A 15,685-nucleotide genomic window follows, 5' to 3' on the forward strand; every position below is an offset into this window, starting at 1 on the left:
AAAGAACGTCACCAACACCTTTTATTTATTGTTTTGACAAGAGCGAGGACTTATCCTAATCAACTAATGAGTTGTCCACAAATGAAAAATTTCACAAAGCGAATTTATTCTATTTCCGTAAAGGCGAGCATCGCAATGATCCTGACCATCAACCCAATGAACCCACAACCCCGTAAACGCTCCCAAGTCGTGGACTGCTTGAAAGTGGCTTATCGCCTACCCAACCGACACCCACTACGGTATCGGCTGTGACATCATGAACAAAAAGGCCATTGAGAAGGTCTACCTTCTAAAACAGAGGGACAAGAGCAAGCCCTTCAGCTTTATCTGTTCAAACCTGAAAGATATCAGTGACTATGCAAAAATACTTTTTAACTATGCGTACCGGATGTTGAAAAAGCTTCTGCCGGGGCCATATACATTCATTCTGGAAGGCACAAAGCTGGTCCCAAAAATGATGCTTACCAAGCGCAAGACTGCGGGCATCCGGGTTCCTGACAACCCAATATGCATGGAGATTATCAGGAACTGGAAACCCGATCCTGTCCACGTCGGCAGGGCTTCCTGATGAGGAGATTCTTAACAATGCCTGGATGATTGACGATACATTTGGCCACTTGGTGGATATCGTCATTGATGGGGGGGATGTGCCGGAGGTAGATTCCAGCGTGATTTCGATTTCGGATGATGAGCCTGAGGTCATCCGGGAAGGCGCTGGGGATGTGTCGATGTTTGAATAGATAGTCTATATGTCAGCAGGGTGCATGCTCTTACCTGAATTCAATCCCGTCAAATACAGGGTACCTTTGGGGGCAATTGAAAGCCTTTTCCCTTTGATGGTCTGAAACGTGAAGTGCACCCTACGACTAACAAAGAACAGATTAAATGTATAAAACCAAGTTATCCGCCTGCTTTCACCAACGTCAGACTCATCCGTGGTAAATTACCAGTCCAGCACCTTCCCTTCTATCACCTATTCGCTGAGATTCTATAACCTGTTTTAATTCCCCATCCTATACAAAAACGCACGCCCCATTTCCGACGGCTGAAGCGCAGATGAAATCCGCACCGCCGCGTTATCAAGAAGATAATCGATCATCTTCTCTTTGGGACGCGGGGGATAGAGGGCCTCGGGATCACCTTCGAGCCCCCCAAGCTCTGCGGCCCATTCCAGGGCATCTTCGAGATTACCGAGGCGGTCCACGAGGCCAAGCGCCAGCGCCTCTTCACCTGTGTAGATACGGCCGTCGGCAAGCTTGGACACCTCGGGCACTTCAAGTTCCCTGGCTTGGGCCACGTCACGCACGAACTGGGTATGAAGGGACGTGACGAGTTTCTGGAGATAGGCTCTCTCTTGTTCGGTCATCTCACGGGTGGGGGATCCGGCATCCTTCATGTCACCGCTTTTGAAAACCACGGGTTCAAGGCCAATTTTGTCCAAAATTTGACGAAAATTGGTATAGCCCATAATGACCCCTATGCTCCCGGTGATCGTCCCGGAATTGGCCACGATGCCATCTGTGGCGGCGGCAGCGTAATAGCCGCCAGATGCGGCTACGCCACCCATGGAGGTAATGACCGGCTTGAGCTCACGAGTCCTCATGAGGGAGCGATAGATCTCCTGGGACGGACCAACCCCGCCACCGGGGGAATTAATCCTTACAACGATGGCCTTAACCTCGTCGGCATCTCGAAAATATTTCAGGTCATCCAGCACCTGCTGGGAGTCGGAAATCACGCCTGTGATTTCCACCACCCCCACCCCCTCCTCCAACACAGGCGCCTCGGGGGCCAGGGAAATCATCACCGCTACGCTGATCACAACAATGGTCGCAGAAAACATCCCGGTCAACATCAGGATAAAAAACAGAATCGGATGACGTCTTGAAAACATAGTTTCACCTTTTGCTATAAAAAGAGCATTATAAGGGTGATAATAATTCTAAAAAATCGACACACGTCAATTCCAGAGCTCTGCGCTTGGTTTCGGCCACTCGGCGGTGCGCACGGCGCACCCTACCTAAACCTCGGCACCCAAGCGCATCGAATTTTGAATAAGGGATAAATCATCGACACACAGGCAATCATATTAGGATGCACTCCGCGCACCAAAATCAAAACCCGCCATACTCCGAACGCCTTAGTAAAATAGAAACCTTGGGCGACCTGGACGGCTCGCCAGAGTCACCCTACGGACTGCCGGCCTTTTGGGACCGTATCATCAATAACACTCTGTTGGCCCAAACAATGACCAAGCCCGACAAACACACCAAAATCTCTGAGTCCTGCCCTTAATTTCAGTTACCCGGCGGCCGGCCCTACCAAAACCTCAAAACCCGAAAGAATCGGCCGCCGGGCGTTGTGCCAGATAAAAAAAATGCCCCGGAAAGACTCACGTCATGACCGGGGCATTATTCACACTTTTATCAGGCCCTCCTTAGAAAGCCTGCAGGCAAATCGTATGGGATATGCCTACTCAGCAGCGTCATCACCGCCTTCTTCTTCGCCTTTCAGCTGATCCGCCAGGTTTTCACGGAGGATCTCGCCGAAGTCAGAAGTGGGCTTCTTGGAGTTGCTAATGTATTCGCTCAGAATCGCCTTGTCGTCTTCCATCTCGAGACGCTTGATGGAGAGACCGATACGACGCTCGTCACTGTTGATATTCATCACCTTGGCAACCAGAGAGTCGCCCACGTTGTAGGTACCAACGGGGGTCTTGATCTTCTCTTTGCTGATCTCGGAAACGTGAACCAGACCTTCGATGCCCTCTTCCAGCTCAACAAACACGCCGAAGTCGGTCACATTGGTCACGGTACCGTTGATCTCGGTGCCCACGGCGTAACGCTCGCCAACGCTCTTCCAGGGATCTTCTTGGATCTGCTTGATGCCGAGGGAGAAACGCTCGCTCTGCTTGTCGATATCCAGAACAACCGCCTGCACCACATCGCCCTTCTTGTAAACTTCGGAGGGGTGCTTGATGCGCTTGGTCCAAGAGATATCTGAGATGTGGACCAGGCCGTCGATCTCGTCGTCGATGCCGATGAAGAGACCGAAGTCGGTGATGTTCTTGATCTTGCCTTCGATGATGGTACCCACGGGATACTTGTCACTGATGACCTCCCAGGGGTTCTCCGCAACCTGCTTCATACCCAGAGAGATACGGCGGTTGTCGGGCTTGATGTCGAGGACAATGGCCTCGATCTCTTCGCCCACGGAGATGATCTTGGAAGGGTGACGGATCTTTCGGGTCCAGGACATTTCAGACACGTGAACGAGGCCTTCGATGCCCTCTTCGAGCTCAACGAATACACCGTAATCGGTGAGGCTGACCACGCGACCGCCCACTTTGGAGCCCACGGGGTACTTCTCTGCGGCAGATGCCCAGGGATCCTCGGAAAGCTGCTTCATACCCAGGGAGACACGCTCCTTCTCAAGATCGAAGGAGAGGATCTTCACGGTGATATTGTCACCAACGGAGAAGAGCTCGGAAGGATGCTTGACACGGCCCCAGGAGATATCGGTGATGTGGAGGAGACCGTCCACGCCGCCGAGGTCCACGAAGACACCGTACTCGGTGATGTTCTTGACAACGCCGTCCATGACCTTTCCTTCCTCGATGGTCTCGAGGGTTTTGGAACGGGTCTTTTCACGCTCTTCCTCAAGGATAACCCTGCGGGAGAGGACGATGTTGCTGCGTTTTCTGTTGTACTTGAGAACCTTGAAGGTATAGGTCTTGCCAACCATCTCGTCGAGATTGCGGATGGGTCGCAGGTCGGCCTGGGACCCGGGAAGGAAAGCCTGAAGTCCAACGTCGACGGAGAAGCCACCCTTGACGCGGCTGGCGATAACACCTTCCACGGTGCCTTCTGCGTCGTAGATCTCTTTGATCTTCTCCCATACCTTGATCTTGGCCGCTTTGTCTTTGGAGAGGACAACACGCTCTTCCTCTTCGTCCCAAAGCTCAACCATGACCTCCACTTCATCGCCAATGGCAACGTTAACTTCGCCGTTCTCATTTTTGAATTCGTGGATGGAAATGAGACCTTCGGATTTGTATCCGACATCAACAAGGACGTAATCTTTGTCTACGGCAATGATCTTACCAATTGCGAGTTCGCCTTCGGAAAAAGATTTGAAGCTCTCCTCATAAAGTTTGAGAAAATCCTCGTAACTCTCTTCCCCGTCTGTGGTAAGATTACCGTCGATTGCATCACCAAAAAGATCTGTTTTCACTTCCCTATTACCCTTGGTTTCGTTTGTACTGAATGACATTAATATTAACCCCCTAAACAATGTATTTTACGCCCCCACCGGTTATGAATGAGAGCGTAATCCGGGTCAACATATCAGTTGGTTCAAAAAAATTCAACGAAAAATTATGCTCTTATCTCAGCCACAACCTTTGCCATCTTTTCCACCACTTCGTCTACGCCGATGCGGCTTGCGTCCACATGGATGGCATCCTCCGCGGGCTTGAGCGGAGCCAGCTTGCGACTGCTGTCGTTGGCGTCCCGCGTGATCAGGTCCCGCTTCACCTCTTCGTAGTCCAGGTCTTCCCCCCGGGCCTTCAATTCAAGATAGCGGCGTTCTGCACGGATATCGGTGTCGGCATCAAGAAAAAACTTCACATCTGCCTCGGGAAACACCACGGTCCCCATGTCCCGCCCCTCGAACACCACCGAGCGCTCCTCCCCCAGGTTGCCGTAGCGGAACCGCCAGGCACGTACCGGCGCAAGGGCAGACACGGCCGAAGCGCGCATGGAGATCTCCGGAGTGCGGATCAACTCTGAGATATCCCGCGAACCGGAGTAGAGGCGAAGCTCGCCGTCTTCGATCCTGAACCGAAGGTCGATGGTCCGGCACGCCTCCTCCATGGCCTTCTCGTCGTCGGCTGTAATCCCACGTTCCAGTGTTTCAAGGGCAATCCCGCGATAAAGGGCCCCGGTATCAATGTATCGGTAGCCGATCCTGGCTGCCAGCGTCTTACTCACCGTTGTCTTGCCGGCACCGGATGGCCCGTCAATCGTAATAACCAGTTCTTTTTTCAAAATCTCTTCCTGTTGGTTGGATCGTATCCCCGACGACACATGCGCCCTTGGCCTTGTCTGCAGGTCCGAAGCAGAGAGGGGCCACCTCCCTGCGATGCCGCCCGAAATGAATCATGCGTTGCTGTTGCAGCACCTGTATATGTGAAAACGGGAAAAAAAAGTAGCCCCTGCCCCGCAGAATTTTTCTGGTCACAGCCACACCTCACACCCCTCACGGCCCCGGAAGCCCTTCGGACGCGGCGTGAGCCCCAAATGCGATACAGCCAGAAATCAATCTACAGCCATAACAATACAACCCGTCATACCGACACCCGCGCCATCAATACCAGGGCCGCACAGGAAACTGGGACACCACAATACGGTTATCCACCTTGTGGATCCCCTTGACGCTCCGGACGATGTTTTCCGCAGAAATCCGTTCTCCCTCGGTGGGAAGATAGCCGGTGAGCATCACCTTGCCGCTTTCACAAGGGGACACCTTTACGGCGTTGGATTCGCCCATCTCCATCATCAGCATCAGCTCCGCCCGCTTGCAGATGGCCATCTGCCGGAACTCCATCTTGATCTCAGCTGTCACCGGATGAAGCCGGCTCAGCTCTTCGGCTGTCTCATGAATAAGCCTTACCGCCATGTCTTTGGAGACCACCCGGGTGTTGATAATCAGGTCGTAGATATCCGGGTCTGCGATGTTCCGGTTGTGGAGGTATTTGATAAAGGAGCTGCGCTCACGGTCCGAGGCCTTGATGATGTCCCCGGCCATGCCGATCTCAATACCCTTGAACCCGGCGTAGTTGCGGATCCGCTCTTCGACGGGCGAGACCACGCGCACATTGAGAACGCACTTAAGCCCCTCAAGAATAAACTGCCCTCCCCTGCCCACCACCACCACGTGGTCTGCTGCCGCCGCTTCATACACCATGGCGGCGATGATATTGCCGTACACGCAATGGTTGTGGAACAACTTTTCAAACAGCTTGGGCGGGCTCTCGTTGGTCAGAGCCTCCACCTCCCGGGAAAAATGACCGTCAAACCCCTCGGCCTCACGGTGAAATCGTTCCTTGTTGAAAAGTTGGTAACCCTTCTCTTCGGCGAGCCGCGCGGCGATGGTGCCGCCATGGCTCCCTACCTGCCTGGATACGGTAATCACGGTCATGGCATCCCCTTTCGAAAGCCTCGGAAGTCCCGGCAGTTACAGAAACGCCCTACCGCCGGAAGGAACCTCCCGGGGACAATCCCATTCGAATTCCTACCCTTGCCTTTCAGAACAGGGTTGCCTACACTTGAAAACCATCACGAACCCTATCCAATCGAGGCACTTCCATGAAAAATGTTACGCAAAAAATCGCTATCAGGCAAGCAGATATCACCACCCTTGATGTGGATGCCATTGTCAACGCCGCCAACAACTCCCTGCTCGGCGGAGGGGGCGTAGACGGCGCCATCCACCGGGTCGCAGGCCCGGAGCTCCTGGCTGAATGCAAAACCCTCGGGGGCTGCCCTACGGGCGAGGCCAAAATCACCAAAGGCTACCGCCTCCCTGCCCGGCACGTCATCCACACCGTGGGCCCTGTCTACAGCAACAACCCAAGCGATCCCGACCTCCTTGCCGCCTGCTACAAAAACAGTTTCACGCTAACCGCCGAACACGGGCTCTCCTCCATCGCCTTTCCGGCCATCAGCTGCGGGGTGTACCGATACCCCGTGGAGGAGGCCTGCGCCATTGCCCTGCGAGAAACAGTTGAAGCGCTGAATCGGTACCCGGATATCGAACAGGTGGTGTTCGCGCTCTTTTCCGATGCGCATGTCAAGGTATACACGAAACACCTTGAAACACTTTGAATCTCCGACACTCTTCATTCGAGATATTGCTGCGTTCCGATAAAAAACGAGGCAAGCGACGGTAGGGTGCGCTTGCGCACCGCCGATAAACCGAACCCGCAGACAGAAAAAGGGTGATGGCGGTATCGCCCCCTTGCTTGAACGGCAAGCGGTATTGGCTTGCAAAGGCAATGGTGCGCAAGCGCACCCTACGGGATGACGTGTGGTCCCACATTCTCCCTGATTGATAAAGGTCTGAGCCATTGCCCTGCAAGATGCCGTGAAGGCGTTCCAGCATGACCATGGATGGAGCCATGGCGTGATTGCGCTCAAGCGCTCGTCAATGGTTGAAAATTTAAATCATTAGGATGTGGGGAGGCAGAGCCTGGGAACGAAATGAAAAAGCCGCACTGGAGTGCGGCGCTCCAATGCGGCTTGGCCAATTTCGGCTTTGCCCGAGACCTCAACGGGCGAAGCCCGTCAGCACATGTGACGCACCCGAGGAACGAGGGTACGGAGCATGTGCGAACCGGGGTTACGTCTCCCGGGTACAGATCCGCAGGATAATGCGATCAAGAAGCACGGTGGGGTCTTCGGGGCTGCTTTTCATGGTGCGGTCGCAGTCAGCAAGAAGCGAGTGGATGGTGGTGAGCTCGGCCATGGAAAACCTGGCTGCGTTCTGCAGGAGAAGAACAGGGGGTACGGGCTCCCGCCGCGGTTAAGCAGCAGATCGCTCTTTTTTTTGGACAGGCCCAACGATGCCTGCCACGCCTCCACCCGGCCCCCCATGATCTCGTCGGCGGCTTTCACGGCGTTGATGCCGCTGGCACGAAACTGGTTGTAGTCCCTGAGCCCACCAAGGGAGCGGCCCTCACGGCTCTCCAGAAACGCCCGGGCCAGCAGAAGACGGCGCACCTGGTTCACCAGGGCGGCCAGCACCTGAAGGGGGTGGGTCTCGTTGGCAAGGAGGTTGCGGACACAGGCAAGGGCTGTCCGGCCGTTGCGCTCGGAGATGGCGCCGGTGAGTTCATAGATGGGGTCCTGCCTGGTCTTTTTGGCGATGCGCCGTGCGTCGTCGTAGGTGATGGACGGATTGTCCCCCACAAAGGAGCAGAGCTTTTCCACATCCCCCACAAGGGCCCTTAAGTCAAAACCCACCATCTCCACAAGGTACTTCACCGCACGGGGTTCCATCTTTTTCCCGTACCGGGAGAGCACCGCCTTGACGGTTTCATCGATGATCTTGGCCTGCTGATCTTTGTCGGCCTTGCGCTCCCCCTTGGGGGCCGAGCAGTCCACGATACTGCCGCACTCTTTAAAGGCCTTAAAAAGGCTCTTGCGCTTATCGGCCTGGTCCGTGGTGAGCACCAGGTAATGCCCTGCGGGAAGCCCGGCGCGGATGGCACGCTCCACAAGGCTCTGGTCGTCCATGGGCTCGGGGACCACCGCTTTGTTGGCTTCGGCCCAGGCCGCCACTTCACCCACCCAGGGAGGCACCTGGCCGTCTTCGGAGAGGGCCTTGAGCTTGTCCAACCCTTTGGGCATGGAGAGGTGCTTGAACTGAAGCTTCAGCTTGGAGAGCAGCTGGGCAAGGCGCCGGGCAGCAAGCTTCATCTTGCCCTCTTCAAAGGCCTTGGTGATCTTGGCAAGCTCCTTGTTCTCCCCTTTTTTGGCATAAAAGATGTGGGAGTCCCGAATCACCACCACCTTGCCGCTGGAAAAAAGGGAAAACGTAGACACCTGCTCCAGGGCATCCCGAAGTTCGGCATCGCCTTCCACCACTTCGCAGCAGGAATCCCCCAGACCACCGGGAAGCAGGGTCCCCACAAGGGCCTTCAGGGACCGGTCCACAAGGAACTCTTCCCCGTAAATCAGCCAGACAGGAGAGTCCGATGCCTTGGCCAGCCCCTTTTGAAGGGTATTATGCGCCAGCTCAGCCACGAACCACCTCCCTGCGCCCCCGCCTGGAAAGGACAAAGAGCATCACCACTCCCGAAAGGCACAAGAGAACGCCCACCTGCTGGGCCGGTGAAAGACCCAACAGATACGATCCCCGTTCATCCCCCCGGGCAAACTCCAGAAGAAAACGGATCACGCCGTAGGCCACCACATATCCCCAGAAAAGCTGCCCTTCGAACCGCTTTTTCTTGCGCACCGCCATGATCACCCCGAACAGGGCCAGGTTGGCAAGGGACTCGTAGAGCTGGGTAGGATGAAGCGGGGTGTGAAGGGGCGCCAGGGAATCGGGGTTCGTAAAGGTCACGGCCCAGGGCAGGTCACACACCTTGCCGTAACAGCACCCGGCGTTGAAGCACCCGATGCGCCCTAAAAAATGGCCAAAGGGAAGGGCCGGGGTCAGGATATCGAAGCTCTTCCAGAAAGGGATCTGCCGCTTGCGCACACAATAAAGCGCCGCGCCCAGGCCGCCGATGAACCCGCCGTAAAACACAAGGCCGCCTTCCCACACCTTCACCACGTCAAGGGGATGGGCGGCAAACCAGGAGAGGTTCACGGCAACATAAAACAACCGGGCACCGATCACCCCCCAGAGCAAAATATAAAAAATCAAATCGGCGATCTTGTCGGGATCTTCGCCGAACACCCTGGCCTCGCGTTTGGAAATCACCATGGCCGCGAGAAACGCCAGGGCCATCATCAACCCATAGGTGTGAACCACCACCGGACCGATTTTAAAGAGTACCGGATGCATCAATTCTCCTCAGGCATGCGATTGAAAAGGATATGGAAAATGAGAATCCCCACCCCGATACAGATGGCGCTGTCGGCCAGGTTAAAGGCAGGCCAGTGCATGTCGCCAATGTACCAGTCGATAAAGTCCACCACGTTGCCGAACCGAAGCCGGTCGATGAGGTTTCCCACGGCCCCGCCGAACACCATGGCAAGACCCGACGAAAGGACCCGGTGGGTTTCGGGAATGGTGTTGTATACCCACAGAATGAAAATGGTGGCAACGCCGGTCACAAAGAGGAAGAAAAACTCCCGCACCGACTGGCTCTGGCCGGAGAGAAACCCAAAGGCCCCGCCCGGGTTCCTCACATGGACAATGTCGAAAAAGCCGTCGATCAGAGGAAACCCGCTGCCCACGGGCATGGAGTGCAACACCAGCTGCTTGGAGAGCTGATCCAGAAGCACCACCAACCCGGCCACCAGCAAAAGCCGGGGCCATTTTTGCTTAAACCATGTCATCCAATTGTCCTTTCAGTAATTAAAATCGTGCCTCCGGCGGCCGGGGATGATCCCCTGGACCCCCGAAATCGGGAATGCTCCGTGCCTTCGTCCCTCAGGCCCTTCCCATTCCCTGATGGGCTACGCCCGTGGGTGGCGCCGCAGGTTGTCCGACCCTGTGCATCAACATCTCGCATGCTCACGGGGTCGTCTCTGGTCCATGTGCACTCTACGCGCTGCGGTCATCGCATCGGTACGGGTTGATTCGGGAAGGATCAGCACCCCATAGACGGGCATCAAGAAATATGTCGAAATACTTCGGCCCGTAGGGTGTATGCACTCCGTGAACCATTTTCAACCAAGCACCGGCCTGAGCTGTTTCCACCCATTCAGTGTGGCCAGAGCGTCGCCCTTCTAAGCCACCACCATCATTGTTATTCGTCCACGATCATGTAGGATGGGCAAAGCGCGAAGCGTGCCCATCTTTCATCGGGCTACCCGCAACAATGATAATCACAAGAGCTCTGATGCCGGACACCAGTCCCCCGGCGTGGGCGGTTATATCCGTGCCCATCCGACAGGGTTCTAACTAGATTGTATCCACCCGGGACACCCGTAGGGTGCACTCCGTGCACCATTTCCAACCAACCGCTGACCTGAATTATTCCTACCCGTTCGGTATAACAGGCGTGCCGTATTTTCCGGCGAATGGGGTACTTCCTTGAATACCCGTCAGCAAATGTGACGCCCCTGAGGAACGAAGGGACGGAGCATTTGCAAACCTGGGGTGCAGGGGATTTATCCCCTGCCCGCCGGAGGCATTGCTTTTTGCTTTTTCTCTCAGCCCTGCATAATACCGCACATGTGCAAACCTGGCAGGGGCACGCTACATGCCACCAGCCCCTCTATTAGCTATACGCTTTAGGCGGTGCGGTCAAGGATCCCGCGGCAGCGGCTGCACAGGGTGGGCCGTTCGCCGTCTTCGCCCACGGAGGGGCTCCAGGTCCAGCATCGCTCGCATTTGTCGCCCGCAGCGGAGGCAACCTGAACGGCAAGGCCTTCCACCTCCTCACTCACAAAGGCGCCTTCCGGGGCGTCGCCCTCTGCCAGGGTGAAGTCGGAGACGATAAGCACCTGCTTAAGCTCCTCTGCAAAGCTTTCAAGGAACGCCAGGGTCTCACCTTTAGCTGTCACGGTGACTGCCGCGTCGAGGTTCTGGCCGATGAGCTTTTCGCTTCGGGCCTTTTCAAGGGCCTTGTTCATCTCGTCGCGCAGGGTCACCAGGTGCTCCCAGCGCTCGATGATGGCCTCGTTCTTCCAGTCGGCCTTGGGCTCGGCACCTGCCATGAGGTGCACACTCTCTTTCTTGCCTTCGAAATCGGGCACGTGCCCCCAGATCTCCTCGGCGGTGAAGCAGAGGATGGGAGCCATCATGCGGACAATGGCGTCCACGAGATCGAAGAGCACCGTCTGAACACCTCTTCTCACAACAGAATCCGTGCCTTCCACGTAAAGGGCATCGCGAACGATGTCAAAGTAGAAGCTGGAGAGGTCCACCGTGCAGAAGTTGTTGAGGCTGTGGTAGATGGTGTGGAACTCATAGGTCTCGTAGGCCTTGTTCACCCGCTCGATGAGGGCGGCCAGGCGGGCCAGGGTGAACCGGTCGATGTCCCGGAGGTCCTCGTAGGCCACCCGGTCGGTGTCCGGATTGAACCCGCTCAGGTTCCCCAGCATGTAACGGCAGGAGTTCCTGATCTTGCGGTAGGCGTCGCTGAGCTGCTTCAGGATGTTGTCGGAGATGCGCACATCGTCCCGGTAATCCGTGGATGCCACCCACAAACGCAGCACTTCCGCGCCGTACTTGTTGATCACCTCTTTGGGGGCAACAACGTTGCCCACGGACTTGGACATCTTGTGTCCCTTGGCGTCCACAACGAACCCGTGGGTAAGAACCGCCTTGTAAGGCGCTTTACCGGTTTTGCCCACGCTGGTGAGCAGGGAGCTGTGAAACCACCCGCGGTGCTGGTCGGAACCCTCAAGGTAGAGATCCGCAGGGCGCCTGAGCCCGTCACGGTCGTTCAGGACAGCAGAGTGCGTGACCCCGGAGTCAAACCAGACGTCCAGGATGTTGGTGTCCTTGGTGAAGGTGCCGTGACCGCACTTGGTGCACACGGTGCCTTCGGGAAGCAGGTCCGCCGCCTCTTTTTCGAACCAGATGTCTGCGCCGTGCTCTTTGAAATGTTCGTAAATCTTATCCACGGACGCCTGATCGGCATGGACCTCACCGCACTTCTCGCAGTAGAACACGGGGATGGGAACACCCCAGGAACGCTGACGGGAGAGGCACCAGTCCGGGCGGTTTGCGATCATCCCGTGGATGCGCTCACGGCCCCAGGAAGGAATCCACTCCACCTTGTCGATCTCGGCCAGGGCCTTTTCACGCAGGCCGGTGTTGTCCATGGAGAGGAACCACTGGGGCGTTGCCCGGAAGATCACCGGCTTTTTGCAGCGCCAGCAGTGGGGATAGGAGTGGCTCATCTCGTTGTGCTTCACCAGGGCGCCGCAGGCATCCATCTTTTCGATGAGCTCGGCGTTGGCCTTGAAGATGAATTTCCCTTCGAACTCTTCCCCGACTTCCTCGGTGTAGCACCCGTTGTTGCCCACGGGTGAGTAGGGCTCCAGGCCGTACTTAAGGCCGGTGATGTAGTCGTCGGCACCGTGGCCGGGGGCGGTGTGCACGCAGCCGGTACCGGCTTCCAGGGTGACGTGGTCTCCCAGGATGATCACGGAATCCCTGTCGATGAAGGGGTGGCGGCACACCTTGTTTTCAAGGGAAGCACCGTCGGTCTCGTAAAGGACGGAGTAAGACTCTTTACCGAAGGAAGTCATGAGCCCTTCGAGGAGATCCTTGGCCACCACCATCACCTCGCCGTCGGTTTCCACAAAGGCGTAGGTGAACTCACCGTTCAGGCACACCGCAAGGTTTGCAGGGATCGTCCAGGGAGTGGTGGTCCAGATAACAAAAGAGACCTTTTTCCCGGAAGGGAGGCGTCGATATCCCCGGCGTCGCCCTTGAGGGGAAACTTCACGAAGATGGACGGGGAGGTGTGTTCCGCGTACTCGATCTCGGCTTCGGCAAGGGCGGTCTGGCAGCTGCAGCACCAGTAGATGGGCTTTTTGCCGATGAACATATCGCCGTTGGCGGCAAATTCACCGCACTCCTTGGCGATGCGCGCCTCAAAGGGGTAGTTCATGGTCAGGTAGGGGTCTTCCCACTCACCCATGACACCGAAACGCTTGAACTCCTCGCGCTGGATGTTCACGAAGTTACCCGCATACTCGCGGCACTTCCGGCGGATGTCCGCCTTGGACATCTCTTTTTTCTTGTAGTCGAAGTCTCGTCGACGTTGTGCTCGATGGGAAGGCCGTGGCAATCCCAGCCGGGCACGTAGGGCACGTCAAAACCATCCATCTGCTTGGAGCGGATAATAATATCCTTGAGGATTTTGTTCAGGGCGTGTCCGATATGAAGGTTACCGTTCGCATACGGAGGGCCGTCATGCAGAATAAACTGTTCACGACCCTTGGACTCTTCCCTGATTTTTGCATAGAGTCCGCTCTCCTCCCACGCCTTGAGCTGCTGAGGCTCTTTGGTCGGCAGGTTGGCCTTCATGGCGAACCGCGTCTGTGGCAGGTTCAGCGTTTTCTTGTAATCCATTATCTCCTCCAGCGTGTGGAACTTCTTAGTCGCACCAAGATATACTTTGGTCTTCATGAAATGAAACGCACCATGCATCGCCCGGCCCTGATAAAAAAACAAAACGGCACGAAAAAGGACGAAGGACACCGTACGTCCCTTCCTTTGGTACCGCCCTTTTTCCTAAGGGGCCTGCAGGGCTTCCTGCATGGAAATATGCAGCAAACAAGGCCCCGAAACCCACGTTTCGGGGCTGTCACATCAAAATAACCACCAACTTTATGGCATACTACCGCCCAATGTCAATGGGATTACCCCATTTAAAGGGCCAACGCATTTAACAAATCAGTTGCCTCCGGCGGGTCGCTTTTTGAAAAAAGCTCCGCAAAAACGTTCCGGGTAATCAAGGCGCTTCTCTTCAGCCCCTGCGGGACTGAAGAGAGGCGCCCTGAAAAACAAAAAAATGAGAGGGACTATGGACGATTGCGACGCCCTAAAAAACAAACCTGTTTGGCAAACTTTTCAGAAGCTTGCCCTCCCGCAGGGCCGCCGGAGGTAAAATCTAAATGCGTCTAAAGAAGGTCGCTCATAGTAATCACGAACAGAGCCCGCTGTGCCCCGCAAAAAGGAAGCTCGTAGCGGATCATCTCCGTGGCAAGGGAAATCCCCCGGGCAGCAAAATCGGCTTCGCAGGCCTTGAGGTTTTCAAGGTCCTCTTCAAAGCCCTTGCCCTTCATGGCAATGATGCGCCCTCCGGGTTTTAAGAAAGGAAGGGCCATGGGCACAAAGACATCCATGGCCGAAAAGGCCCGGGAAGTCACCACATCATAGCCCTGCCCCCGGCCCTCTTCCTCGCTAAGCTCTTCGGCACGTGCATGGATGGCCTCCACGCCGCTGAGTTTCAAGGTCCGCGCCGCGTGCTTTAAAAAACTCACCTTTTTTCGAACCGCGTCCACCAGGGTCACGGAAAGGGTGGGGTCCGCAATGCGGGCCGGAATCCCCGGGAAGCCGCCCCCGGAACCGATATCCAGAAGCCGGGAGCCCTTGGGGATGTACGGCATCACGGCAAGGGCGTCCACCATGTGCTTTTCCGCCACCTCCATGGGATCGGTGATGGCCGTGAGGTTGCACTTCCGGTTCCAGGCCAAAAGCTCTGCAGCATAGGCCGCCAAAAGGCCCGCCGCTTCCGAGCCGAGTTCCACGCCCAGGCGCCCTGCCCCCTTCACGACCTGAGCCGTCCATCTATCGTCTATTCCAGCCATGTCCTTCTCTCTTATTGTCTATCAAAAATAATCTGTTCATATTCAGGCCCGGTTCATACGTGCCGCCAGCCATTGATTTACGGTTGACAGGGAACGGCGCCTGTCCATGGAATGTATGGCAAGGACGCAGGAAGCTTCCATACCATCAATCATCCGAAATCAAACGAAAACCCCACCCCGCGAGGCAGCGACGCACCATGAAAGAGCACCCCAGAAACCCATTTCTCACCGTGGACGCCATCATTGAGACACCGGGGGGCATCGTGCTGATCAGGCGAAAAAATCCGCCCCACGGCTGGGCCTTGCCCGGGGGGTTCGTGGACTACGGCGAATCCGTGGAGCACGCCGCAAAGCGCGAAGCACTGGAAGAGACAGGCCTTGACGTCACCCTTGTCCGCCAGTTCCATACCTACTCGGACCCCTGCATGGTACTCGTGACACCACACCGTTCCTGCGGTAATCTTCCTTGCCACGGCCACAAGCACCCCGGTGGGGGGCGACGACGCGGCCGAAGCCCGGGTCTTTGCCCCGGACAACCTGCCGGAGCCCATTGTCTTTGACCACGGGCGCATCCTGGCGGACTATTTCAGCCACAAAAACGGGGTTCCCGACACAACGCTTTTTGGCGTTGATAACGATGCGTCATCGTAGACGAACCGCGGCATTACCCGCCG

General features: G+C 56.1%; 11 protein-coding genes and 2 pseudogenes. 3 read left to right on the forward strand and 10 right to left on the reverse strand.

Annotation, left to right across the window (positions count from 1 at the left end; all coding sequences use genetic code 11):
- Positions 1–256: 256 nt before the first annotated feature.
- Positions 257–740, forward strand: a pseudogene (locus ACOYW1_RS15655) (L-threonylcarbamoyladenylate synthase).
- 260 nt (positions 741–1,000) lie between these two features.
- Here the strand turns inward: ACOYW1_RS15655 and sppA are convergent.
- From sppA to ACOYW1_RS15675, 4 genes are all read right to left on the reverse strand, one after another.
- On the reverse strand, positions 1,001–1,894 hold the full coding sequence (sppA, locus tag ACOYW1_RS15660) for a signal peptide peptidase SppA (RefSeq protein WP_482423530.1): 894 nt from the start codon (positions 1,892–1,894) through the stop codon (positions 1,001–1,003).
- 578 nt (positions 1,895–2,472) lie between these two features.
- Positions 2,473–4,272, reverse strand: coding sequence for a 30S ribosomal protein S1 (locus ACOYW1_RS15665; RefSeq protein ID WP_180143487.1), 1,800 nt, complete (start codon positions 4,270–4,272; stop codon positions 2,473–2,475).
- A 104-nt stretch (positions 4,273–4,376) separates the two neighbouring features.
- Complete coding sequence (gene cmk / locus ACOYW1_RS15670; protein WP_482423531.1) at positions 4,377–5,048, reverse strand: (d)CMP kinase; 672 nt, start codon at positions 5,046–5,048, stop codon at positions 4,377–4,379.
- Between the two features lie 319 nt (positions 5,049–5,367).
- Positions 5,368–6,201 carry a cytidylate kinase family protein gene (locus ACOYW1_RS15675; RefSeq protein ID WP_482415759.1) on the reverse strand — a complete coding sequence of 278 codons (834 nt, stop codon included), beginning with the start codon at positions 6,199–6,201 and terminating at the stop codon, positions 5,368–5,370.
- Between the two features lie 167 nt (positions 6,202–6,368).
- Between ACOYW1_RS15675 and ACOYW1_RS15680 the strand changes: the two genes are divergently transcribed.
- Entirely contained in the window at positions 6,369–6,887 is a 519-nt protein-coding gene (locus ACOYW1_RS15680) for an O-acetyl-ADP-ribose deacetylase (RefSeq protein ID WP_482423532.1), read from the forward strand.
- 585 nt (positions 6,888–7,472) lie between these two features.
- Here ACOYW1_RS15680 and holA read toward each other — a convergent pair.
- From holA to rsmG, 6 genes and pseudogenes are all read right to left on the reverse strand, one after another.
- A complete protein-coding gene (gene holA, locus ACOYW1_RS15685; protein WP_482423533.1) occupies positions 7,473–8,807 on the reverse strand; it encodes a DNA polymerase III subunit delta in 1,335 nt (444 codons plus the stop codon).
- Positions 8,800–9,576, reverse strand: a complete 777-nt coding sequence (gene lgt, locus ACOYW1_RS15690) for a prolipoprotein diacylglyceryl transferase (protein ID WP_482415756.1) — start codon at positions 9,574–9,576, stop codon at positions 8,800–8,802. Before lgt ends, holA begins: the two co-directional genes overlap by 8 nt.
- On the reverse strand, positions 9,576–10,073 hold the full coding sequence (gene lspA, locus ACOYW1_RS15695) for a signal peptidase II (RefSeq protein WP_482423534.1): 498 nt from the start codon (positions 10,071–10,073) through the stop codon (positions 9,576–9,578). The genes lgt and lspA overlap by 1 nt, the downstream gene beginning before the upstream one ends.
- A 900-nt stretch (positions 10,074–10,973) precedes the next feature.
- On the reverse strand, positions 10,974–13,028 hold the full coding sequence (gene ileS / locus ACOYW1_RS15700; protein ID WP_482423535.1) for an isoleucine--tRNA ligase: 2,055 nt from the start codon (positions 13,026–13,028) through the stop codon (positions 10,974–10,976).
- Positions 13,019–13,848 (reverse strand): annotated as a pseudogene (locus ACOYW1_RS15705) (class I tRNA ligase family protein). The gene ileS and the pseudogene ACOYW1_RS15705 overlap by 10 nt, the downstream one beginning before the upstream one ends.
- Before the next feature lie 473 nt (positions 13,849–14,321).
- Positions 14,322–15,011 (reverse strand): 16S rRNA (guanine(527)-N(7))-methyltransferase RsmG, encoded by a 690-nt coding sequence (rsmG, locus tag ACOYW1_RS15710; protein WP_482423536.1) that lies wholly within the window; start codon positions 15,009–15,011, stop codon positions 14,322–14,324.
- 197 nt (positions 15,012–15,208) lie between these two features.
- Here rsmG and ACOYW1_RS15715 point away from each other — a divergent pair, with 197 nt between their 5' ends.
- A complete protein-coding gene (locus tag ACOYW1_RS15715) occupies positions 15,209–15,571 on the forward strand; it encodes an NUDIX domain-containing protein (RefSeq protein WP_482423537.1) in 363 nt (120 codons plus the stop codon).
- The last annotated feature ends 114 nt before the right edge of the window (positions 15,572–15,685 follow it).

The sequence above is a fragment of the Desulfoluna sp. CYM3A genome, assembly GCF_056829965.1.

Bases quoted from the DNA above. Each gene is read 5' to 3' on its own strand.
- sppA (WP_482423530.1), bottom strand. From the start codon at position 1,894: ATGTTTTCAAGACGTCATCCGATTCTGTTTTTTATCCTGATGTTGACC.
- ACOYW1_RS15665 (WP_180143487.1), bottom strand. From the start codon at position 4,272: ATGTCATTCAGTACAAACGAAACCAAGGGTAATAGGGAAGTGAAAACA.
- ACOYW1_RS15675 (WP_482415759.1), bottom strand. From the start codon at position 6,201: ATGACCGTGATTACCGTATCCAGGCAGGTAGGGAGCCATGGCGGCACC.
- ACOYW1_RS15680 (WP_482423532.1), top strand. From the start codon at position 6,369: ATGAAAAATGTTACGCAAAAAATCGCTATCAGGCAAGCAGATATCACC.
- lgt (WP_482415756.1), bottom strand. From the start codon at position 9,576: ATGCATCCGGTACTCTTTAAAATCGGTCCGGTGGTGGTTCACACCTAT.
- lspA (WP_482423534.1), bottom strand. From the start codon at position 10,073: ATGACATGGTTTAAGCAAAAATGGCCCCGGCTTTTGCTGGTGGCCGGG.
- rsmG (WP_482423536.1), bottom strand. From the start codon at position 15,011: ATGGCTGGAATAGACGATAGATGGACGGCTCAGGTCGTGAAGGGGGCA.
- ACOYW1_RS15715 (WP_482423537.1), top strand. From the start codon at position 15,209: ATGAAAGAGCACCCCAGAAACCCATTTCTCACCGTGGACGCCATCATT.